Raw genomic sequence first — 22,809 nt, 5'->3', positions numbered from 1 at the left:
CTCAGGATCGGGTTTCACTCGTTTGTTGCGTTTCGCTACGGTCATCGTCGCTCCTGTTACTGGCAGTCTCCTGCCAAATGACCGTTTACACAAAACTAATTACACCCTCAACTGACGTTGACGCCCTGCCAATCGCAGCCCATCGTACGACTGCTCTCGGGAAACGCGGAGGACTGAAGTCGACCCACATCCGCCACTCAACACTCCGCAACTCCGACGGCTGCTTCCAGCGGCGGAACGGCCATTCGCACCCGAATGCCATATTAGGCGAACTGGCTGTTATCTATGGCGGAAGTCCATCGTAACGCAGCGCGCCAATCACCTCATCTTGACAACCACCTTGCCTTTGGTCCGTCCAATATCGACGTAGGCCATGGCCTCTCTGATCGAATCGAATGGAAAGATGCGATCCACGACTGGGCGTATAACCCCGGCGTCGATGAGCGACGTGATCTGCCGTAGCTGATCTCCACTTGCCCGCATGAACAGGAACGAATAGCTGACTTTGAGGCGTTTAGCTTCCCTCCTGATTCGGTAGCTCAGTAGAAGCATCGCCAGTCTGAGGAAGCGCGGCAGACCAAGCTCCTCTCCGAAGCCACCGTCCGGCGGCCCCGAGATGGAAATGAGCCGTCCGCCGGGTCTCAGCACACGAAGGGATTTGCGCAACGTCGCCGCGTCCAGGCTGTTTATCACGACGTCATAATCGGCAAGCATCTTCTCGAAGTCGTCCTTCCTGTAATCGATAACGACGTCGGCACCGAGTCGCTTCACCCATTCCACGTTCGCCGTGCTCGTTGTCGTCGCCACGAATGCACCTAGATGCTTCGCCAGTTGGATCCCGAACGTTCCGACACCGCCGGAACCTGCATGAATGAGAACCTTTTGTCCTTTTCGGAGCTGCGCTTTTTCGATCAACGCTTGCCACGCAGTCAGACCAACCAGCGGAATGGAGGCGGCCTCTTCCATGGTGAGTGTGTTCGGCTTGCTGGACAAGTCCGCTTCTTTCACTGCAATCAGCTCGGCAAACGCGCCAATGCGATCTTTATCCGGCCGCGCGTAGACTTCGTCGCCGACCTTGAATCGCTGCACACGCGGTCCAACTCGCACGACCACGCCAGCCACATCGTTGCCGAGGATCAGCGGCAAGCGATACGGCAAAATGAGCTTGAACTCGCCGTCGCGTATTTTGGAATCCAGAACGTTAAGGCTGGCGGCGTGGACCTGAATCAAGACGTCGTCGTCGCGTTGTTGCGGCTCCGGCACCTCGCCGATACGCGCGCCATCCTTGCGTCCGTAGCGTTCGAGAATGAATGCTCTCATGAGCTTTTCTGGTCCCTGGTGTGATTGGCGCTCGATGGTTTTTCACTCTTGCAAAAGCGGGCTTACCGACTGGGACGCAGGTATCGTGTCGAGTCGCAGATCTTTACGAAGTCCGGCATCCACGAGGCCGGCCGGCGCGAATCTCCGCAGCATTTGCAGACGGCTCGCGAGCGCGCCGGCTGGGTAGCGCAGCTTCGGCTTCGCCGCGACTGCCGCCTTTAACACGACCTCAGCGACCACCGAAGGCTCCGTCGCGGTTGCCATCACTTCATTGATCCGTTTGCTGACGACCGCACGGGCTTCGCGATACGCATCGAGCGTGGCGTCGGGTTGCAGGAAGTTCGCGTCGAACGGCGTCTTCGTGTAAGCCGGCTCGATGACCGACACACGGATGCCCCACCCGCGCAATTCATGATCGAGCGATTCGGAATAGCCCTCAATTGCATGCTTCGTTGCCGCGTAGAGCGCCCCGTACGGCATGGGCACGAAACCCAGCACTGAGCCGATGTTGATGATGCGGCCGCTTCCCTGGCGCCGCATGTAAGGCACGACCGCGCGGGTCATCCGGACGACGCCAAAGAAATTCGTATCGAAGATCGACTGGGCCTGCGCAATCGAGCTTTCTTCCGCGCCGGCGGGCGCGACGCCGAAGCCGGCGTTGTTCACGAGCAGATCGATGCGGCCGGCACGCCGCAAAATCTGGGCGACCGCGGCGTCGACGGATTCATCGCTCGTCACGTCGAGCGTCAGCATGTCGAACGGATGTCCGCCCGCTGGGCTTGACCGCCGGCTGGTGCCGAAAACCTTGTAGCCGGCCTCGGCCAGTCGCTGCGCCGCGGCCTGGCCGATACCCGAAGACGCGCCTGTGACAAGGGCGATACCCAAATGCTTTTTGTCGGTCATTTCAAGCTCCTTGCGCGGGCCGTCCGCGTCACTATCAAATTGAAATCGACTATACTGGCAAATCAAAGCCATGTCACTATCAAAATAGTATGGACGACAGAAATCTCTGCGATGAACCGTGTCCGATCGCGCGCAGCCTGAGTGTCGCGGGCGACGCGTGGGCCCTCCTTATCTTGCGCGATGCCCATGCCGGACTCACGCGTTTTGACCAGTTCCGCAAAAGTCTGGGCATTGCACCGACCATGCTGACCCGGCGACTGGCAACTCTGACAGAGGAGGGACTACTGGAAAAACGCCGCTACTCTGAGCGCCCGCCGCGCGAGGAGTACTTGCTGACGGCTGCCGGGCGAGATTTTCTGCCGGTGCTCTTCATGATCGGTGCTTGGGGACGGCAATACCGTGGCGATGGCAAGCTGGTTCGCTTTCTCGATGCGGAAACAGGAACAGAGATCAGGGCGGTGGCGGTCGACGAGGTCACGGGAGCGCGTATCGGGACTCGTCCCATACGCGTCGTCAACCCAGAGAAGGATTGACACTGCGATGATGCGCTGCCCCGGTTCTTTGCGTAAGTCAGCCGGACGCCGTGGCGCTTCGATTCCAGATGGCTCCCGCCGGGAATCAAGGCGGCACAGTTCATGACAGTCCATTAACTGAACCTGAGCAGGCGCTCCGATGTCTGGGCGCAGGTGCAAGTGCGATCGCACGTCCGGAACTGGCCCGGTCACCGCCCTGGCATAACGGCAGGAGCTAGACGAGGGTTGCGACGCTCTCGACGAGACGGTCGTACAGCCGTTCGGACTCGGCTGTGTCCAAGCCAGGTCTCCGCAACCGCCCGGTTCGAAACGCCCGCGCGTGCATAAGCTCAATGCCCCGGCAAATCCGGACGACGCATTCTGTATTGCTGGGCTGATAGGTAAATCCGGGAACAACGCATTCCAGGTCAAGTGCCGAGGTTACCCCGCAACGTGCGAGGGCGTCGCACGCCACGGCGGTGACAGACAGCGGAACCTCGTTGATCCGCTCGCTCCGCTTCTGCGCAGTTACCACGATTTCCTGCACGTAGGCTCGATCGCCACGGTCCTCGCGGCTCTGAATAGGCGTATCAATCTCGATTCCGCCGGTCGAATGAGTTAGCTGCCTTTCCCAGTTAGGAGGATTGATCGACCGGCTCGGCCCTGATCGTCGATGAGGGTCGAGTCGGGTTCTCATTCAAACGCTGCCTATGCCGCGGGGATCTGCGTGGTGTTGTATCGGACGATCTGCCACGCACCAGTTTCCGATTTGCGGAGCAGGAACAGCTCCAGATATTTGGCAGTCTCGGTGTCGCCGGTCGCCTTGTTTGTTTGAGTGCCCTCGGTCGCAGAGCGAACAAAGCCCCAGTCGGCGCTCGTCTGAAGGACTTCCGTTACCTTAGGAACCATGTTGAAATCGACTGCGTCGAACAGGCCCGGATACATCTCGGCAAGCTGCTTCTTGCCTTCGATCGCCGGTCCGATGGGGGCCATCAGCACGCCGTCCTCAGCATAAGTCGCGAGCACGGCAGGGATATCGGCGCGCATGAACGCGGTCATGTATTCCATCACGGTGGCTTCCAGGGCCGCCGATTCATCACTGAAATCTTTGCTCATCATTTTCTCCTTGAGTTGACCGGTTTCTGATGGACACCAGGGCTGAGGTCCATCCAAAGCCAGAACGCGATGAAGGTAGCTTTGCACGGTCTATCTCCATCTATCGCGCATACCTACGATACGAATACGCGCCATTGCTGGCGCGGCAGACGGTAGTCGCAGTGTGCAGCCCATGACGGGTCCGGAAGACCAACCCGTGTCATCCTGCCAATCGGGTAATTGCTATTCGGCTGCCCGCCTGCTCGCGCAAACGAAACTTCTGGATCTTCCCCGTAGCGGTTTTCGGCAATTCGCCGAAAATCACTCGGCGCGGGCATTTGAAATGCGCCAGTCTTTCACGGCAGAACGAGATGACGTCCTGCTCCGTGATGTGCGGCGCATCCGGCTTCAGTTCGATAAAGGCGCAAGGCGTCTCGCCCCATGTGTCGTCCGGCTGCGCGACCACGGCTGCGTTCAGCACGCCCGACATGCGGTAGATCACCTCTTCCACTTCCACAGATGAAATGTTTTCCCCACCCGAGATGATGACGTCCTTCGAGCGGTCGGTGATCTGGATATAGCCGTCTGGATGAACGACCGCCAGATCTCCGGTATGAAACCAACCGCCGGCGAAAGCTTTTTCGGTTGCGTCGGTATTCTTCAGATATCCCATCATCACCGTATTGCCGCGCACGAGAACTTCGCCGCAGGACTGGCTATCGGCTGGCACGGGTTCGAGCGTCGCGAGATCGGCAACCGACATTTTCTCGAACGCTGCTGCACGCACGCCTTGTCGCGCTTTCAATTTCCCTTGCTGCTCCGGCGGCAACGCATCCCACTCATCGTGCCATGCGCAGCTGATCGGCGTGCCGGAGATCTCGGTAATTCCAAACACGTGATCGACGTCGAAACCCATCGCGCCGACGGCCTCCAGAACCGCTGCCGGCGCCGGCGAACCGGCGGTGAGAACGCGCACTCGACGCGGCAGCGGCTGACGTTGCGACTGCGGCATGCTAGCGATGCCTGCGAGAACAATCGGCGCCGCACAAAAATGATCGACGCCATGTTTCCCGATCGCCGAAAGGATATTGGCCGCGTTGACTTTGCGCAGGCATACATGCGTTCCCGCCGCGGCAGTAATCGCCCATGTGAAGCACCAGCCGTTGGCATGGAACATGGGAAGCGTCCACAGATAAATCGGCGCACGCGGGAGCGGCCAGTTCGTCATCTGCAGCAGGCTCATTAGATACGTGCCGCGATGGCTCGGAACGACGCCCTTCGGATCTCCTGTCGTGCCCGAGGTGTAGTTCAACGCGATCGGCGTCCATTCGTCGACGGGGCCACGGCCGGCAAATGCCGGGTCGCCGCTGGCGAGCAGCGATTCATAATCGGTTTCGCCGATGGCGGCACCGTCGGGCGCTTCGTGATCGTTGATGTCGACGAGACGCGGCGGATTCGGGACTGACTGCAACGCTTTTTCGACCAGCGCGGCAAACTCGCGGTCCACCAGCAGAAGCTTGCATTCGCCGTGGCGCAGGATAAACGCGACGCCGTCAGCATCGAGACGGCAATTGATGGCATTGAGCACGGCCCCCGAGAGCGGCACGCCGAAGTGCGCCTCGAGCATGGCCGGTGTATTGGGTGCGATGATCGACACGGTATCGCCCGGCTCGATTCCCAATTGAACGAGCGCCGACGCGAGGCGGTAGCAACGCTCGCGGGTCGTCGCCCACGTCTGCCGGAATTCGCCATGAATGATCGCGGTTCGTTGCGGATAGACGTCGGCGGTTCGATCGAGAAAGGTCAATGGCGTCAACGGAACGTGGTTCGCCGGGTTCTTCTCGAGACCTCGCGAGTAGGCCTTTGCACTCATGACTTTGTCTCCGTTCATTCATTATAGAAAGTAGTGAAATCGCTCACTGGGACACGGTCCGTCACTAGCGAATTCTCGATGCAGTCGTGATCGGCATAACCCAGGCTCATTCCGCAGACCAGCATCTGGTTATCGGGAATCGACAGTTCGTCGGCGATCACGCGGTGGAATTTGTTGAAAGCCGCTTGCGGGCAAGTGTCGAGGCCACGCGCGCGAGCAGCGAGCATCACGCTTTGCAGGAACATGCCGGTGTCCAGCAGACTGCCTTCGCGCATGACGCGGTCCACTGTAAAAAACAGGCCGACGGGTGCATCGAAGAAGCGATAGTTGCGGCCGTGCTGGACGTGCATTCGTTCCTTGTCGCCCTTCTCGATGCCGAGCAACCCGTACAGGTTCCAACCGACCTTGCGGCGGCGGTCCACATACGGCGCGATCCATTCGCGCGGATAGTAGTCGTAGGGCTCGTCGAGGTCGGAACTGCGGGCGGGATCGTCATTGATCTCGTTGATGACCGCAGACAGGCGCGACTTCATCGCGCCTGTCACGACATGCACATGCCACGGCTGGATGTTGACGCCGGTAGCACTGAAGCGCGCGACCTCCAGGATGGACTCGATGTCCTCGCGCGCAACCGGTGTCGGCAAGAAGGCACGAACGCTGCGCCGGGTGACGAGCGCCCAGTCGACGGCTCGACTGACGTCGATAAACGAGGTGAAAGGAGGCGGAGATAGACGATCCATTTCTTTCTGCATGTTGAAAATGTACTGCCGCGTGGACGTGGCTTCTCTAGTGAATAACCTGCAATAGTCGCAATTAGCGCCCTGCACTGCGCTGAACTGCGGGAATAGTCGCACTGCGTCCGCGATAGGAATCGGCGCGCGCGTGATCGATCAGCGTCACGGCCATGGCACCAATAAGACCCGCCACGCCGATTGCCATGAAGTTCTGTTCCAGCGGCAGCTTCAAAGACACAAGCCAGCCGATGAGCACCGGCGCCACGATCGCGCCGATGCGGCCCACGCCAGAAGCAAAGCCAACACCCGTAGAGCGGATCGCATGAGGATAGAAACCGCCCGCATAAGCATAGGCGAGCAATTGAGTACCCAGCGTCGATGCGCCCACAACGAATACAACGACAAACAATGACGCTGTCGATTTCGTGTATCCCATCAGCGAGAGTGCAACGGCTCCCACGACGTAGAACGCGATCAGCACCCGCTTGATATTGACCCTGTCGCCCAGCCAGCCGCCGAGAATCGCACCCGCAATGGCGCCGACGTTAAACACGATCACGAAGTTCAAAGCTGAACCGAGGCTGTATCCCGCCATTGCCATGAGCTTGGTCAACCACGAACTCAGCGCGTACACCATGAAAAGGCCCGTCATGAATGCGACCCACATCATCGTAGTACTGAAAGCGCGGCCGTCCTGAAAGAGTCGTCGCACGGAAACGTCCTTGCTCTTGTCCGACGACGGTCCTGCAAACTGCTCGTCGTCACTCACCGGATAGTCGGGCACCAGGCGCTTCACGAGCATACGGAGTTCATTACGTCGGCCGTTCTTGACCAGAAAGGTCATCGAATGAGGCATCGTTTTAATGATGAACGGGATCAGCAGGACAGGCAGACCCGCGGCAAAAAAGACGGATTGCCAGCCATAGCTGCCGATAAGCTGCTTTGCAGTCAGCGCGACCAGAATGCCGCCGACCGAGTATCCGGCGAATACGAGTGTGACCAATCGAGTGCGCAGTCGGTCAGGCGAGAACTCCGCCATCTGCGCGGTGACGATCGGCAAGACGCCTCCAATGCCGAGGCCCGCAATGAATCGGGTTACGCTGAAACTGACGGGATCGTTCGTCAGCCCAGCGGCGGCTGTAAAGAGGCTGAACAGAGCCACACAAACGCAGATCATCATCGGGCGGCCAAAACGGTCAGCCAGCGTGCCAAGAAAAATAGCTCCGAGCATGACGCCACAAAGTGCCGATGCGGCCATGATGCCGGCACTGGTCGCGTCGATGTGCATGCCCTTCATGATCGACGGCAACGCTGCACCGACGATGGCGAGATCGTAGCCGTCGACTATCAGCATCAACACGCACCAGAACAGGACCAGCCTGTGCAAGCCGTTGAACCTGGCCTGGCCCGCGAGTGAATGAACATCGATCTGGTTCATGCTTGTCTCCTTTGGTTTAATGTCGTGGCCGAAGTCCGCGCAGGCCGCTGTGTTGCAACCAGTGTCCGGCGAAGGCTCCTGGCAGTCGATGTCCATTAACTTCAAGATGAGTGAGGTCGCCGAACACCTGCGTTTGCGGTGTTGTGACACTGGCGGTCCCGACGTAACGCTACTGCTCGGAACCGCACTAGGCGTGCGCTTCTAGCCCGCTTAGTTAGAGCACACGAAGCTGGCCGCAAGGTTCTGGTCGCCGCCGACGTATTTGGGCCACTGTGGGTATTCGCACATTGGCCGCGTGCGTCCGGCTGTCGGCGGAGTCAGGTCGGTGATAATCAGATTTTTGGGCTCGGCGCCTTTCGTCACCCAGTTGTCCAATGCCGTCAGACCGTCATATGAACCATTGAATTGCCCGCCGACACCGTGCGCCGCGCCCGGCACCAGGTAGAACTTTAGAAATTGACCCAGTGGTCCCTGCCCGAACCGGGACACCAGTCGGTCGTAGTAATCAATCGACAATTGCGCCGGAATGAACTGGTCCGATTGTCCGTGCTGCATAATGATCTTGCCGCCGCGGGCCTCGAATTGACTCAGGTCGGTGCTCGTGCTGTCCATGAGCGCGCTGACCGCCTGCACGCGCGAGGTCAATAATCCGGGGTTGGCTGGATTAAAGTTGAGAATGCTCAAACCGGGGTCGCGAGCAACCGCGAACCGAAGCATGTCATTTGAAAACGTGTAGTAAAACGCGCTTTTGCCGAACACGCCAGGCTCGACTATCGCATCGGTGGCTGACGCGCCCCATGCAAAGCCAACGGACCAGAAGTCTGCTCCCGTGAACGCGCTAAATGCGGGGAATGACTGAATTCCGTTTGCCAGGTTGAAGCTAAAGTTAAGCGGCGTGCCAGCAGTGGTCATCGTATTGATTTGTGCGTCCGACAAGCAGCTATCACCCGTGTCGACCCCGCCAGAGCAGCGAATCGTTGCCGGATCGAATACGCACGCCGCGGGGTTACTGATGATGCCGTCAGCCGCGCCATCCAGAGCGTCGCATTGCTTCATGACCGCTGCGAGAAGCGCCTTGCCTTTAGCAGGTGTGACGTATCCTCCGGGTGCGAGCAGAGATCGCGAGATCCTGCCCATCTGCAGCCATAGTCCTGTTATTCCTGAAGCGGGAAATGTCGAAATGATGCCGTCGTAGTCGTGCGGGAATCGTTGCGCCGCAATCAGACCTTGCCGGCCTCCGCTCGATCCACCAATAAAATAGCTGTGAACGAAGTCGGAGCCATATCTTGCCTTTGCGAGGTAGGCTGCGAAGTCATGTGTCTTCTTGATGTGGTCGCCTGCGTAGTTGGCGAGTGCCTCATCGTTTGTTGCAAAAGTACCGTCGAAGGCGTTTGCCTCATGTCCGCTGTCGCTCCCGAAAGTCACATACCCTCTGCGCAACGGTGTACTGACGCCTGCGGGCTCTGCGCCGGTCAAGAACCCATCGGCGGGAGAGCCCTCAGTATCGGGAATGGTGCCGTCAAATCCCCCACCGCCGAAGTGAACGGATTTCCCGTTAAAGTTAGTCGGTAGATCCACCTCCGCCCGGATATCGGGCGCATTGAAATCCATCGGATGAATACTTCCGAGCACTTTGCAGTACTCGCCATTGTTGTTACCAGGATCGGTATCGGCAACGAGCGTCGCGGACACGACCGTGGCACCCGTTGTCGGCAATCCGATCGAGCCAGCGGGAATAGTGATACCAGTCAACGCACTGCATTTCGCGGCTGGGGTCGCGGCCGCGGCGTTTGCCGGTGCGGAGTCATTGCCGCCGCAGCCGGATACGGCAATAGCCGATGCGGCGAATAATGCACCCACAATCGCCGAGCTTCGGCGGCTTCTGAACCGGGTTCTCATTCTCGTCTCCGTATATTTTTTGTACCGCAATGACTGACTCGGTTACTTGCGCAACCGGGCGCGAGGCGTCTTTTGATTTGCCGAACGCGAGTGAAGTGTCAGCCTGGTTGGCGCACCGATCCATGTCCGCCGACCTCAGTTTTCATGAGGCGTGTGGACACCTGCGCTTTAATCGAATGAGCGTTCGCGCGAGACGTGATTTGGAGAAGAGAATGAAATCTTTCGACCGTTCAAACGTGCAAGCACCTCTGAACGCATGAACAGTGTGATGACGACGCTGCGAGTTCTAACGGTTAAGAATTCGCCCTGCCATGACGGTACATTCCCGGACTGGCCCCGGTCCACTTCCTGAAGGCCCGGTGGAAAGCACTCGTTTCCTGAAATCCGGTCCGTGCAGCGACTTCCGCCACCGTGAGAGAACTGCTGGAAAACAACTCGATCGCGATGTCACGGCGCAATTCGTCTTTCAGTTGCCGATAGTTCGTACCTTCGGCCAACAGGCGGCGTTGCAGCGTGGCCACGGACAGATTCAGTAGTCGCGATAGCGCGTCAAGGTCGGGCCAGTCGTCGGGGGCCTGGTTTCTGAGTCGGCGTCTCACCAGGACCGTAGTGCTGGATTCGTTGCGATATTTGACCAGGATATTGGCTGGTGCGTTGTGCAGAAATGCACGCAGGCTCTCTTCCGTCCCGGATAGTTTCAGGTCGAGAAAACTGCGGTCGAAACGGATCAGGGTTTGTTCCGCGGAGAACGTCACATCCTCGCAGAAGCGCATGCGGTAGTCGCTGTCATCGATTGGCGCGGAAGCGCGAAACCTCATCTCGATCAGCGGAATCCGTCTGCGCGCCAGCCAGCACGCAAGGCCATGTACGAGGATGAACCAGGTCCCGTAGGCAAAGAGGCGGCGCGTCCGCCCATCGTCATGCAGGATGATCAGTGCATGCTCGCCTTCGCAGCGCAACTCCCCATGAATGTCGTCGAGAACCGCACGCAGGAACTTCAGCATGCGACGCAGCGCGTGCTCCAGATTGTCGGCATGCAGCACGGCATGACACATCAGAGCGTAACTGCCCCGCCGCAGTGCGTGGCTGTCGAGACCAAAGAACTCGTCGTCCATCAAGTCGGCCAGAGCCGCCCACACGCGCGAAAAGGCTAACGCCGGCACACGGGCTCTCGGCGCATTCAACAATTCCGCCGCGATTCCAGCGTGCTGGAGAACGGCCGCTACATCGAGATTACGTTGCGTGGCAACGAGAATTGCTTCACGCACCAGGCCGATAGAGGTTGTGCCCTTGTCTTGAGCCTCATTCATGGTCAGGGTCCACCCACAGAAAGTGTACTTATGTTAATCGCTACCGCGCCCAAGCGAAACCTGGTACGACTGAGCACGAGCAGTCATCGGGCAAGGAACGCTGGGAGCGACGCAATCCCGGCACGATATGTCCGAAAGGCGCACGCATGAAGAGGTCTATGGGCATGGGCGTGCTTTCGCGTGCCGCTTACCATGACCAGCCAGTTGATCGTCGCAAATATGGCTTTGTCGGCCGGGGCCATGCAGCGTGCCGGTCGCATCACATGACCGTCCAACGGGACGCATGGCTCCGGCATTCCGTGCTCACAGCGAAGCACGGGCCCGGTACCGTGCGCGTCGAGGTGGTCACTTCCGGGAGACAGAAGTGCAGATTCAAGGGAAAAGTTTCGTCGTCACAGGTGGCGCCTCAGGGCTCGGCGCAGCCACGGCGCGCCGTCTGGTGGCGGGCGGCGCCTGCGTGCTGCTGATAGACGTCGACGAGGACGCCGGTGCCGCGCTCGCGGCGGAACTGGGCGGCAATGCCCACTTCGCCAAGGTCGACATATCCGACTCAGCGAGCGCTGAGTGTGCGTTGGCCGCGTTTTGCGACACCTTCGGCGCGCTGAATGGCCTGATCAATTGCGCAGGCGTTGCCCCCGCCGAGAAAGTGCTCGGACGCGAAGGCCCGCACCGGCTAGAGAGTTTCGCGCGCACCGTTCAGATCAACCTGATCGGCGCCTTCAACATGGTACGGCTGGCCGCAGCCTGCATGGCCGGGAACATGCCCGAGACCGACGGCGAGCGCGGGGTCATCATCAATACCGCTTCGGTCGCGGCCTTCGATGGCCAGATCGGGCAAGCGGGCTACGCTGCTTCCAAAGGCGGTGTGGTAGCAATGACGCTGCCCGTCGCGCGGGAATTGGCCCGTCATGGCATTCGCGTGATCGCCGTCGCGCCCGGAATCATGGAGACGCCGATGCTCAAAGGCATGCCCACAGAAGTACAAGACGCCCTCGGGAAGATGGTCCCTTTTCCCGCGCGCCTTGGTCGACCTGAAGAATTCGCGGGCCTTGTGCTGCACATCCTCGAAAACACCTACCTCAACGGCGAGGTGATTCGCCTTGATGGCGCCATCCGCATGGCGGCCAGGTGAACCTGGTCAGTGCCTGGAGTGCGCATCGTTATTCCTGCTGCCGCCGTGCTCGAGTCCCCTGAGCCGCCCAATCCCGATTGGCTCAGATGATTCATCGACGACGACACTTTCCTCACCCCTTGCAAAGCCGCCACGAAGCGGCGAATGGAGACTCGCATGCCTGCCTCTTCGACTTCGAATGATCCCGTCGTGATCGTCGCTGCTGCCCGCACGCCGCTGGGTGGATTCCAGGGCAACTTCGCTTCTCTGACGGCGCCTGTGCTGGGCGCCCACGCTATCCGCGCCGCAGTGCAACGTGCCGGGCTGCAACCCGACGCCGTCGATGAGGTGTTCATGGGCTGCGTGCTGCCCGCAGGCCTCGGTCAGGCGCCCGCGCGCCAGGCGTCGCTCAGCGCGGGTTTGCCGGTATCGTCGGGCTGCACCACGATCAACAAGGTCTGCGGCTCGGGTATGAAGGCAACGATGCTGGCGCACGATCTGCTGCTCAGCGGGTGTCAACGGATAATCGTGGCGGGCGGCATGGAATCCATGAGCAACGCACCGTACCTGTTGCCCAAGGCCCGTTCGGGCCAGCGTCTGGGACACGGCCAGGTACTGGACCACATGTTCTTCGACGGCCTGGAGGATCACTACGGCCTCGCCTCCGATGGCCGCCTCATGGGCACCTTCGCCGAGGACTGCGCACGCCACTTCGGTTTCACGCGCGAGGCGCAGGACGCCTTCGCTTCCACCTCCACGCTGCGCGCGCAGCAGGCGCAGCGCGACGGCCTGTTCCGGTGGGAGCTCGCGCCGGTGACCGCGCCGGGTCGCAACGGCGAGATACTCATCGACGAAGACGAGGCGCCTGCGAAGGCGCAACTGGCCAGGATCCCCAGCCTCAAACCCGCCTTTGGAAAGGACGGCACAGTCACGGCAGCGAATTCCAGTTCCATCTCCGACGGTGCAGCGGCTTTGGTTCTGATGCGCCAGTCAACCGCGCGCGAGCGTGGCTTATCGCCGCTGGCCGTTATCCGTGGACACGCCACACACTCTCAGGAGCCAGCGTGGTTCACCACTGCGCCTGTGGGCGCCATTCAGAAGCTGCTAGCCAAGGTGGGGTGGCAGGCGAGCGATGTCGACCTGTGGGAAATCAATGAGGCATTCGCCGTGGTCGTCATGGCCGCGATGCGCGAGCTGGCGCTTTCGCATGAGCGCGTGAATGTGCATGGCGGTGCTTGCGCGCTGGGTCACCCGATCGGCGCGACCGGCGCGCGCCTTGTCGTGACGCTGCTCGGCGCGCTCCGCCAGCGCGGCGAGAATAGAGGCGTGGCGGGTCTGTGCATCGGCGGCGGCGAGGCCACGGCGCTGGCAATTGAGATCGTCTGAGCAACATCATCGGCGCTTAACGCGAACCGGGAGCCCACCGCTCGCGGGGCCTATCGGATTTGAACTGGCTCTCGGAGATGCTGACTGGCTAATCGCTGGCTAAGGTCGGTCGGATACTCGTGGGCTGCGCGGCACTCGCCCCTTGTTCCGGCCGGCGCGCGTCGACTGTCGATGCTCAGCCTTGGCTCGCGTCCGGTGCCACCAACGCGTCGGTGTTTTCGTGTCTCCGTGAAATCTTGCGGAAGATTCGCTCGCGGCATAGGCCCATCATGGTTACCTCGCCATCGAGGTCATTGTGACGCTTGTTGCAAACCCAGCCGAACAAACGGCCCGGCGCCGACACGGTATGCGCGGATCCGCTGCGGCTCGAGGAGTCTCGAATCGATGCGTGGCGCCGGTAGGCCACGAATCGGCAGTTTCGCGCTACGATCGGCCGTTCGAACGGCCGATCAATTTGACTCGTGAACGGCGCCTTCTGGCCGGCTACTGCCTGACGCAAAACTATCCGGAAGCGGACACTCATCGGTGATACCGCGCAGCGACGAGCGTCCGCTCTGGCCGAATAGTGCGCATAGCCTGCCCGCTAGGCTTCGGGTCCCTCCCGCCGAAGCAGTTGCGATAACGAGCAATACGCACATCCTCCGCAAAAAGAAAAACCGCCCTAAAGAATACTGTCCAGCGCCTTCGCGAGCCTGGCCACCGCACCTTCAACGTCATGCAGTTTGTCCAAGCCGAATAATCCGATGCGGAAGGTCTTGAAATCTTCAGGCTCGTCGCATTGAAGGGGAACACCAGGCGCGATCTGCAAGCCGGCATCAGCGAACTTCTTGCCGGATCGTATTCCGTCATCGTCCGTGTAGCTGACAACGACGCCCGGAGCTTCAAAACCTTCGGCCGCCACGCTTTTGAAACCGTTGTCCACGAGGAGTGAGCGAACGCGCTTGCCGAGTTCAAGCTGCTCTGCTCTCACTTTATCGAAGCCGTATGCCTCGGTCTCCTTCATGACGTCACGCAACGTAGCCAGACTGTCCGTGGGCATCGTTGCGTGGTACGCGAACGCACCGTTCTCGTAGGCTTCCATGATCTGCAGCCATTTGCGAAGATCACAAGCGAAACTGGTGCTAGTTGTTTCGTCGATTCTTTCGCGGGCAAGGGGGCTAAGCATGACCAGTCCGCAGCACGGTGACGCGCTCCATCCCTTTTGCGGCGCGCTGATCAGGACGTCAACGCCGCTCGCCTTCATGTCGACCCAGACCGTGCCGGAAGCAATGCAATCCAGTACAAACATGCCGTCGACGGCATGCACAGCGTCGGCCACCGCGCGCAAATAAGCGTCAGGCAGCATGATCCCGGATGCGGTTTCGACATGCGGCGCAAAGACCAGATCCGGCTTGTTTTCCCTGATCGCAGCGACCACGTCTTCGATCGGTGGCGGTGCGTAGGCAGCTTGTCTCCCTTGTTCGACCGGGCGCGCCTTCAGCACGATCGATTCAGACGGAATGCCGCCCATGTCGAAAATCTGCGACCAGCGAAAACTGAACCAGCCATTCCGGATGACAAGACACTTCCTGTTTGTTGCGAACTGCCGGGCAACGGCTTCCATGCCGAAGGTCCCGCTGCCCGGGACGACAACGGCCGACTTCGCGTTGTAGACTTTCTTCAAAGAATCGGAAATATCGCGCATGACTCCTTGAAAGAGCTGCGACATATGATTGATTGAGCGGTCGGTGTAAACGACTGAATATTCGAGGAGTCCCTCGCGGTCGACATCGGGAAGTAAGCCTGGCACGTTTGTCTCCGGTTATAGACGAATATAAGGATCGAAAACAGATTCTAACGAAAGCCACCGGCGGCTGAGGCAAAAAGCATTTTGACATTGTTACCGCTGTACCGGATCACGAGACCGCGTCGGCTTGAGAGTGCGCATAGCTTGCGGCGCAACGCGCTCATGGGTAGCCATGTGCGAACGGCGCGATCGAAGATGCGCAGGCGCGCTGGCACGAACCCGTGGCGACCGTCGCGATCATTTCCAGCGCACCGACCTATGCATCACGCAAGCCAAGCACGGCCAGCGCCGCCATCCGAGTCTCATCACTCGCATACAGCAGCACCACAACATCGTCTCGTTTCGCATGAATAAACGGCTCACTCATGTGATCCGCTATTTTCTGCACATTGTCGATCGCGACGGTCAGCACGCTTTGGCTTCGACGAGTTGCTATCTTGCCCAGCGAGAGCGTCTCCATCGCGGAGTGTAGCTGGATGAAAAGCCGCTTACCGTCCACAACGGAAACGACTTTTCCTTCGTGAATACCCCTTCCCCATTTGCTTTTAATCCTCATATTCTCTCAGGCCTTTTTAAATTTTTTATATCGTTGCGTGACCATTGTTTCAGCCATCCGCGAACGCACTTGACCGCCCGTCTCAGTAAACGCCCGTTCCTGATATGCTGGGATACCTACACTAGCGCGTTCCGAGCGGGCTAGTGGCTCAGCATAAAGTTCAGCCGCACGGGGCGGATCAAAACTGGACGAAAATCAACGACGAGCACGGCCTTGAACGACGATCCGCAACACACCGCCACACCGCTAAGCCGCTTGTTGTTGCCGCCCGAGCCACCAACGATTGCTCCGGGCATCGTGCACAGCACGTTCAGCGTTCAAGGCGACGCCCGTCAAAGCTTCCTGGCCTGGCAGGAGCGGATGAGTCCGGTCTACGACATACAGCCTTCGTCAAAGCAGGTTGAGGAGACGTTCGATTCATCGCTGTCCCGTTACACGATCGACAACCTGAGCCTCTTCGATTTCCGCACTGCGCCGAACCTGGCCGTGCGATCGTTGGGTCGGGTTTCGACCGAGAGCTTTCGCGACATCACCTTCAGCGTGTTCCTTAAGGGGCCGCCGTCGCAGTTCGTAGGCGGCAAGCCACAACTCGATGCGCCGCACATACCGCAAGTGCCAAGTATCCTCGCGCTGGACATGGATCAGCCGTGCGCGATCCGAAGTTTTCATGGTCGGCTACTGCTCCTTTTTGTGCCACGCGCGCTGGTGGAAAGGTCGTTCCCCGATGCCGCCTCGCTGCATGGCCGCTGGGTCCACGCCACCACCCCTTTGACACGCCTGCTGATCGAGCATCTGGTGGCGCTCAAGCGGCAAATCGTCGGACTGGGCAAGAAGGAAGCGCACCAGTCCTTTCTCACTGCGGTAGAGCTACTCGTCGCAGCTTTCAGCCGTCAAGCGGGGCTTTCCGGCAACAGCCGCGCGGCAGTACGTGCTGCTGTCTATGGACAAGTGCGGCGGTATGTCGAGACCCATCTGCACGATCCGGATTTGTCGCCCGACAGCGTGTTGGCATCGCTGCATCTCTCGCGCGCCAGCGTGTACCGCATATTCGAGCATGAAGGCGGCCTGGCCGCTTATATCCGTAGCCGCAGGCTGCGAATGGCAGCCGATGAGCTGGTGCGCTTTCCGCATATGGACGTACAGGACATTGCCGCGGGCTTGGGTTTCAATGAAGCGTCGAGCTTTACGCGTGCATTCCGTCGCGCCTTCGACATCGCGCCACGGGATTTGCACGAGTACGCGCCGTTGCTCCAGCGCACACATGCAGCACGGGCGCGTTTCACGTAGACGGGCAATGTTGCGCCGGCTGCGTTCGGGAGGCTGCGGCTATTGATCGTCAGCCAACACAGCGCGCGAGGTGTCGCCCATCAGATATCGCGCACCACTCCCCCGCCGTCGGGCAACATCTTCGGGGTTATAGAGAGAACAGGACTTCAGCGAAAGGCACCCGCAGCCTACACAGGATGCAAGCTGATCGCGCAATGCAATAAGACCATCGATTCGTTCTTGGAGCAGAGGTTGCCATGCGCGCGAGAGACGTTGCCAGTCCTGCCGGGTCGGCGTGCGTTGCCCGGGCAATGTTTCAAGGGCAGAACGAATCTCCGCAAGGTTCAATCCGACAGCCTGTGCGGCGCGGATGAACCCTACGCGGCGGAGGACCTCCCTTCGATACTGCCGTTGGCCGCCTTCTGTTCGGGTACTGCTAATCAGCCCCTGTTCCTCGTAGAAACGAATCGCACTCGTCGCTACGCCCGAGCGCTTCGCCAGTTCACCAATTGAAATCGCCGTCTCGTTCATGACGCTCCCACGCATTTTCTCTTGACTTCAAGTTTACTTGAACTTTCACAATGCGTTGGTTCCCTTGATTGAGAGACGGCAAGATGCGTAAGGACCCCGTTAGGCTCAAGTTGAATGAGCTTCTAGATGCAAACGCTCGCTTCGATCTGATGGCTAGAGGTACGACCAACCATTGTCCGATGGCGCTTGTCGCATTGGCCGAAATGGGAGCCTCGCCCGCTCGACTGCAGGAATTCTTCGATAGGTGGGAGCGCGAATACGCATTGAGTGCACCACCTGTCGATGCAATCGTCAGCCGCCACGAATGGTCGCGGCAATTGGGCAATGCCGCTGCATTCGGCGCTTTGCGCGTTTGTTTTCTGGACTGGATCGCCGAGGCCGGCTCCGTCCCAGTCATCGCGGCCGTGCTGAAAGAGGTGCCGTTCGCACCCGCAACGCAGGCCTTTCACGCGCTTATCCGGTTGGCATACGGCATCAAGGCGGCGCATTCCGGCGAGATCGCCTCCGGCCTGGCCGCGTTAATCTCGTCGCATCTGCATATTGACGCCCGTTTTGATGAGAATCGCACAGCAGAAAACGTCGAGGCGGGGTTTGACCACGTCGTATGCGCAATGGGCAATGGTGCTGTTCCGGGCAACTCGATCACGTCGCGCTTGCGCGCTGTTGCAAGCGATGTGCGGTTCAGGCATGCCATCCTTGCGCCTCCGCCCGCTGTGACCTTACTCGACGATCTGGCGCGGGCGACGATTAGCGCGTACTGGCGCTCGCCAGACTTCACCGTGCTTCACACGGTGACAGCGACACACGCAGCGCGAATCCTCCTGGCTCAATTGCCTGACACCTCGGCAAAGCAATTGCTGCCTGGCTTGTGGATTGCGCTGTGCACGGCTTACGCAACGGTGGGCAGACCCGCGAACGTTGAAACAGATTCGTCAGATGTCACCGTTAGCTGGAGCGATGTCCGCCGGATGGCGGTGGCATCAAACGATGATCATGTGATCAAGATGGCATACACGTGTCTTTGCGAGGACCGTCACCACCCATCGCCGCTTTACCTTGCGTCAGCAGCACGACTGGTTTTCCGCACGACGAAAACGTGATCGGGAGCGCAAGTGCGTGTAAATTCGGAACCAGTGGTTTCCGACCCGCCACAGCGTCTTCGAATCGGTCGTTATCGGAGTCGGTCCGACAGTCGTACAGGAGCCGGTATGAGCACGAAGCACAGCAAAAAAGAACATCTTCAAGCCGCAGCGTCACATCACGAGCAGGCAGCGCGATATCACCACGGGGCGTCGCGGCATTTCGAGGGGGGTAAAGACTATGCCCACGCCGCGCACGAGGCGATGATGGCCCATGGCCACACCTTGCACGCGATCGATCAGGCACACGACGCGGGCGCGCACAGCGCCAATACGCCGCCGGTTGCACCTGCATCGCCCGGCGCCGGCGCAGACAGTGCAATCGCGGCAAAACATCACGCACTGGCAGCGGAGCTTCATGAGCAGGCGGCGCAGCATATGCGCCACGCCGTCAAACTCTTCGATCAGGACCGTAGCGCAGCCGCCCACGACGCGCAGCTAGCGCTCGCCCTTGCACTGCGCGCTTTGTCCCACGACAACGAAGCAGCCAAACTATTTCTCAAGCTCGCTTCCGCCGAAGCTTCGTAAGTGATGCCGACTTTACGGCACCGGCGTCGGCCAGCTTCAGGTTGTCATGCGGATCTTTACGGCCGGGGCCGGCCGTAAAGATCCGCGCACGGTGTGCGCGGCTATATCCCGTGTTCCAATCGGGGCTATGCCTTCTGGTTCAGCAAGTCTGCCGCAATAGACTTCGCATGTGCGACGGCTTCGTTCGGGTTAGGGAATACGCCGAGCTGTTCCCAATGCTCTTCGACCGCGTAAGTGCCCCTTATACCGAGGGCCCTTTGTACGCGCAATTGCGCCGCGTACTTGCCGTCCTCCAGCGGTCGAGCCGTTGCAATCACTTTGTGTGGTAGATCAGGTCTCTCCGGCTGCCTCAACTCAACAGGACCGCCCGGCGCGCCGATATCGTTCAACGCGTTCCTCGTTTTGCAGTCTGGGCAGTAGAAGCACCACCCCTCGTTCTCGCTAACGGTTCTGACCTGTCCGCGGGCCAACACGGCGCGACATTCAACGTTTTCGCAGATGAACGGCATAGCAGTCTCCGGAGTTGTTTGCGAGAAATCCTAGCATGACCGCCGCCCGTCAACCATCGGCATTGTTGCCGTGCCTGTTCCGCGCGCCTGAGGCCGGGAGCCACTCCTATCCGTCCCTCAGGAAAACCCTCAAGCGCGGGTCGGCGCGATCGCGGTACGCGGCCGCAGCGTCGCCATGATCAGGTACATGCCGCCGCCGATCACCACGCCGAAGAACCACCCATAGGTATTCCACCAGACCGGCAGCAGGTTGGTGAAGTTGGGCAGGAAGGTCGAAAACACGCCGCCGACCGCCACGGAGACCAGTGCGTTGACGTTCCAGCCGCCTTCGTAGCGGTACTCGCCGTGCTCCTGGTAGAGCGCCGCGACGTTGATGTTGCCCTTGGCCACCAGGTAGTAGTCCACCAGAATAATCCCCAGCAGCGGGCCCATTGTGGCGCCGATGGCATTGACGAAATGCGCGGCGTTACCTTCCCACGGCGCGAACGGATAGAGCACCAGCGCGATGGCCGCGGCGATGTAGCCGCCCTTCTTGAAGCTGATCCGCCTGGGGAACGTATTGGAGATGTCGAACGCGGCCGAGACAAAATTGGCCACCACGTTAATGCCTAGCGTGGCGACAGCGAAGGTCAGCGCCGCGATGAGTGCCAGCACCCAGCTGTCGAACTTGGCCGAAATCTGTTCGGGGTGAAGCAGCACTTCGCCGTACACCTTGAAGGCGGCGATGGTGGTGACGCCGGCGACCAGCGAGAACGCGATCAGGTTGACCGGCAGCCCCCACAGATTGCCTTTCTTCACCGCGTCGCGGTTTTTCGCGTAGCGCGAGAAGTCGCAAAAATTCAGGTACAGCGCCGCGAAGTAAGTGATCCAGGTTGCGCCCACCGCCATGAGTGCCCAGAACGAGCCTGGTTCGCCGCTGACGCCGGCGTCGCCGGTCTTCTGTAGCAGCACGTTCATCGGAATGCCATGGCTGAAAGAGAAGCCGCCGGCCTTGACGCACAGGCCGATTGCCAGGATCAGCATCGCGACCCACACCGCCGGGCCGGCCCAGTCCTGGAATTTGCGCACCGTCTCCATGCCTTTCTGGATGATGAGCAACTGCAGCGCCCAGATGATCACGTAGCAGATCACCTCCAGCCCTGAGTGGCCAAGCAACTGCGTGCCCTTGTGGAACGCCATCAGGCTGTCGCTGCGGATCAGCAGCGCGACCATCGCGCCCGACGCGGCTGCCGTCTGTGCGCCGTACCAGAAGCAGGCCACCACGGCGCGCACCATTGCCGCCAGGTTGGCGCCCCACACGCCAAAGGAGGCGCGCGCCAGCACCGGATACGGCACACCGGTTTTCTCGCCGGCGTAGCCGATCAGGTTCATCAGCGCGAAGATCACCAGCGAGCCGAGCCCGATCGCCAGCACGAAGTTGATAAAGCTGCCGCACAGCAGGAACAGGCTGGCGGCGAGGTAGTAGCCCCAGAGGCTGTGCACGTCCGAGGTCCAGACGTTGAAGATACTGAAGGCACCCCAGTTGCGCTGCCTGGCAGGCGCGAGATCTTCGTTGTAGAGGCCGGGGGAAGGATCGCGGATTTCCATCTGACATCTCCTTTGAGTTCGTGGAACTGAGGAAACACCGCCGGGCACGTCTGGAGGAAATGCCCCCGCGTCTGAAGATACCGCTACATGCTGGCGTTTTCAACGACACGGCCTTCCGCTCGCCAGCGGAGCATGCCGCCGGCAAGGTTGGCAACCCGCTCGAACCCGGCCTGCCGCAGCATGACCGTGGCTTGCGCCGAGCGCCCGCCGGCCCGGCAGACGGTCACGATCGGGCGCTCCTTCGAGAGTTCGGCGGCACGCGTCGCGAGCTCGCCCAATGAAATGAGCGTGGCTGCGGGGATGCGCCCCAGCGGTCCGTCGAACTCGTCGGGCTCGCGCACGTCGACGATCTCGACGGCACGAAGATTTTCCTCGAGCCACTGGGCGTTGATTTCCCAGATGCCCGCAAAGCTGCATGTCAGTGGCGCCCAGTCGGGCTCCGCCGTCTGCGCGGGGTAGCTCGCCGCCAGGCCGCATTTCAGGTTTGCAGGCACCGCTACATCGATCTGCTTCGGGTGCGACAGGTGCAGGTTCGTCATGTATCCGATGAAATCGTCTTCACACAGTTCGCCGCCCAGGCGTGGATTGAAGCGCCGCTCCTCGCCCACGCTGGTGACCGTCAAACCGCGATAGTCGTGGGCCGGATAAAGCAGGCACGCGGCGGGCAACGTAAAAATGTGATTGTGGATCGCGCGAAACATGGCGTGCGCGTCGCCCCGCTGGAAATCCGTGCGGCCCGTGCCCCTGATCAACAGGCAATCGCCGGTAAACGCCATGGTCTCGTTGTCGAGTACGAGTGTGATGCATCCATCGGTATGACCCGGTGTCGCGCGTACGACCAGGTATCGCGTGCCGAACTCGACCTTGTCCCCCTGGCTCAGATAGCGGTCCGCGCCTTCGGCGCCGCTCGCAGCCGATATCGCAATCCGGCTGCCTATACGGCGATTCAACATCCATGCACCGGTTACGTGATCGGCGTGGACGTGGGTGTCGATGGTGTAAAGCAGATGCAATCCAAGCTCTTCGATCAACGCAGCATCCCGGCGCACCTGTTCAAATACCGGATCGATCAGTACAGCCTCGCGCGTTGTGCTATCGGCAAGAAGGTACGTGTACGTTGAAGACTGCTGATCGAATAGCTGCCGGAAGGTCAACACGATTTCGCTCCGTGGCCCGCTCTTGCGGGCACTTAAAAATGGCGGCCCATGCAGCGCCGCCAAAACGTCCTGCAGGTGGTCGAATTGGGCTCAGCCCGTTCAGAAGGCCGCGCACATCAATGCGCCCGGACTCGCATCGGGCGCCGGACTTTCCACGGTCTGGCGCTCG

The 22,809-nt window shown here is 60.2% G+C and carries 20 protein-coding genes; 6 read left to right on the top strand and 14 right to left on the bottom strand.

Annotated features, from left to right (window positions below; all coding sequences use genetic code 11):
* Positions 1–318: 318 nt before the first annotated feature.
* Positions 319–1,320, bottom strand: a complete 1,002-nt coding sequence (locus KHO23_RS14790; protein ID WP_211611961.1) for an NADP-dependent oxidoreductase — start codon at positions 1,318–1,320, stop codon at positions 319–321.
* 42 nt (positions 1,321–1,362) lie between these two features.
* Positions 1,363–2,223 carry an oxidoreductase gene (locus tag KHO23_RS14785; protein WP_211611960.1) on the bottom strand — a complete coding sequence of 287 codons (861 nt, stop codon included), beginning with the start codon at positions 2,221–2,223 and terminating at the stop codon, positions 1,363–1,365.
* Between the two features lie 89 nt (positions 2,224–2,312).
* Between KHO23_RS14785 and KHO23_RS14780 the strand changes: the two genes are divergently transcribed.
* Complete coding sequence (locus KHO23_RS14780; RefSeq protein ID WP_211611959.1) at positions 2,313–2,756, top strand: winged helix-turn-helix transcriptional regulator; 444 nt, start codon at positions 2,313–2,315, stop codon at positions 2,754–2,756.
* 687 nt (positions 2,757–3,443) lie between these two features.
* Here the strand turns inward: KHO23_RS14780 and KHO23_RS14775 are convergent.
* The 6 genes from KHO23_RS14775 to KHO23_RS14750 all read right to left on the bottom strand — a co-directional run bounded on the left by KHO23_RS14775 (position 3,444) and on the right by KHO23_RS14750 (position 11,084).
* Positions 3,444–3,938 carry a YybH family protein gene (locus tag KHO23_RS14775; RefSeq protein ID WP_211611958.1) on the bottom strand — a complete coding sequence of 165 codons (495 nt, stop codon included), beginning with the start codon at positions 3,936–3,938 and terminating at the stop codon, positions 3,444–3,446.
* Between the two features lie 112 nt (positions 3,939–4,050).
* A complete protein-coding gene (locus KHO23_RS14770; protein WP_211611957.1) occupies positions 4,051–5,703 on the bottom strand; it encodes an AMP-binding protein in 1,653 nt (550 codons plus the stop codon).
* A 14-nt stretch (positions 5,704–5,717) separates the two neighbouring features.
* Positions 5,718–6,443 carry a nitroreductase gene (locus KHO23_RS14765; RefSeq protein ID WP_211611956.1) on the bottom strand — a complete coding sequence of 242 codons (726 nt, stop codon included), beginning with the start codon at positions 6,441–6,443 and terminating at the stop codon, positions 5,718–5,720.
* A gap of 73 nt (positions 6,444–6,516) precedes the next feature.
* Entirely contained in the window at positions 6,517–7,875 is a 1,359-nt protein-coding gene (locus KHO23_RS14760) for an MFS transporter (protein ID WP_211611980.1), read from the bottom strand.
* A gap of 210 nt (positions 7,876–8,085) precedes the next feature.
* Positions 8,086–9,774 (bottom strand): tannase/feruloyl esterase family alpha/beta hydrolase, encoded by a 1,689-nt coding sequence (locus KHO23_RS14755; protein ID WP_211611955.1) that lies wholly within the window; start codon positions 9,772–9,774, stop codon positions 8,086–8,088.
* A 293-nt stretch (positions 9,775–10,067) separates the two neighbouring features.
* Complete coding sequence (locus KHO23_RS14750; RefSeq protein WP_211611954.1) at positions 10,068–11,084, bottom strand: AraC family transcriptional regulator; 1,017 nt, start codon at positions 11,082–11,084, stop codon at positions 10,068–10,070.
* A 364-nt stretch (positions 11,085–11,448) separates the two neighbouring features.
* Here KHO23_RS14750 and KHO23_RS14745 point away from each other — a divergent pair, with 364 nt between their 5' ends.
* Positions 11,449–12,216, top strand: coding sequence for an SDR family NAD(P)-dependent oxidoreductase (locus tag KHO23_RS14745; protein WP_211611953.1), 768 nt, complete (start codon positions 11,449–11,451; stop codon positions 12,214–12,216).
* Positions 12,217–12,372: 156 nt separating this feature from the next.
* Positions 12,373–13,581, top strand: coding sequence for an acetyl-CoA C-acyltransferase (locus KHO23_RS14740; RefSeq protein ID WP_211611952.1), 1,209 nt, complete (start codon positions 12,373–12,375; stop codon positions 13,579–13,581).
* A 661-nt stretch (positions 13,582–14,242) separates the two neighbouring features.
* Here the strand turns inward: KHO23_RS14740 and KHO23_RS14735 are convergent.
* Together KHO23_RS14735 and KHO23_RS14730 are read right to left on the bottom strand one after the other, a co-directional pair.
* Positions 14,243–15,370, bottom strand: coding sequence for an aminotransferase class V-fold PLP-dependent enzyme (locus KHO23_RS14735; protein ID WP_211611951.1), 1,128 nt, complete (start codon positions 15,368–15,370; stop codon positions 14,243–14,245).
* Positions 15,371–15,623: 253 nt separating this feature from the next.
* Positions 15,624–15,923 carry a hypothetical protein gene (locus tag KHO23_RS14730; protein ID WP_211611950.1) on the bottom strand — a complete coding sequence of 100 codons (300 nt, stop codon included), beginning with the start codon at positions 15,921–15,923 and terminating at the stop codon, positions 15,624–15,626.
* A gap of 213 nt (positions 15,924–16,136) precedes the next feature.
* Here KHO23_RS14730 and KHO23_RS14725 point away from each other — a divergent pair, with 213 nt between their 5' ends.
* A complete protein-coding gene (locus tag KHO23_RS14725; protein ID WP_236066849.1) occupies positions 16,137–17,210 on the top strand; it encodes a helix-turn-helix domain-containing protein in 1,074 nt (357 codons plus the stop codon).
* Between the two features lie 39 nt (positions 17,211–17,249).
* Here KHO23_RS14725 and soxR read toward each other — a convergent pair whose 3' ends face one another.
* Positions 17,250–17,720 (bottom strand): redox-sensitive transcriptional activator SoxR, encoded by a 471-nt coding sequence (gene soxR / locus KHO23_RS14720; protein ID WP_236066848.1) that lies wholly within the window; start codon positions 17,718–17,720, stop codon positions 17,250–17,252.
* Between the two features lie 83 nt (positions 17,721–17,803).
* On the opposite strand from soxR, the gene KHO23_RS14715 reads away from it, so the two are divergent.
* On the top strand, positions 17,804–18,820 hold the full coding sequence (locus KHO23_RS14715; protein ID WP_211611948.1) for a questin oxidase family protein: 1,017 nt from the start codon (positions 17,804–17,806) through the stop codon (positions 18,818–18,820).
* Between the two features lie 108 nt (positions 18,821–18,928).
* Positions 18,929–19,387: a hypothetical protein gene (locus tag KHO23_RS14710; protein WP_211611947.1), complete on the top strand. Its 459-nt coding sequence runs from the start codon at positions 18,929–18,931 to the stop codon at positions 19,385–19,387.
* Between the two features lie 125 nt (positions 19,388–19,512).
* Here the strand turns inward: KHO23_RS14710 and KHO23_RS14705 are convergent, their stop codons facing one another.
* The 3 genes from KHO23_RS14705 to KHO23_RS14695 all read right to left on the bottom strand — a co-directional run bounded on the left by KHO23_RS14705 (position 19,513) and on the right by KHO23_RS14695 (position 22,637).
* On the bottom strand, positions 19,513–19,896 hold the full coding sequence (locus KHO23_RS14705) for a hypothetical protein (RefSeq protein WP_120293396.1): 384 nt from the start codon (positions 19,894–19,896) through the stop codon (positions 19,513–19,515).
* Positions 19,897–20,025: 129 nt separating this feature from the next.
* The gene (locus tag KHO23_RS14700) at positions 20,026–21,483 is read right to left on the bottom strand and encodes an NCS1 family nucleobase:cation symporter-1 (RefSeq protein ID WP_211611946.1); all 1,458 of its coding nucleotides are present in this window, start codon (positions 21,481–21,483) and stop codon (positions 20,026–20,028) included.
* A gap of 83 nt (positions 21,484–21,566) precedes the next feature.
* Complete coding sequence (locus KHO23_RS14695) at positions 21,567–22,637, bottom strand: rhodanese-like domain-containing protein (protein WP_211611978.1); 1,071 nt, start codon at positions 22,635–22,637, stop codon at positions 21,567–21,569.
* Between the last annotated feature and the right edge of the window lie 172 nt (positions 22,638–22,809).

Source organism: Paraburkholderia haematera (genome assembly GCF_905220975.1).
Lineage (GTDB): Bacteria > Pseudomonadota > Gammaproteobacteria > Burkholderiales > Burkholderiaceae > Paraburkholderia > Paraburkholderia haematera.
The sequence above is the reverse complement of the archived record's forward strand: the minus strand, read 5'-3'. Positions and strand labels throughout refer to the sequence as shown.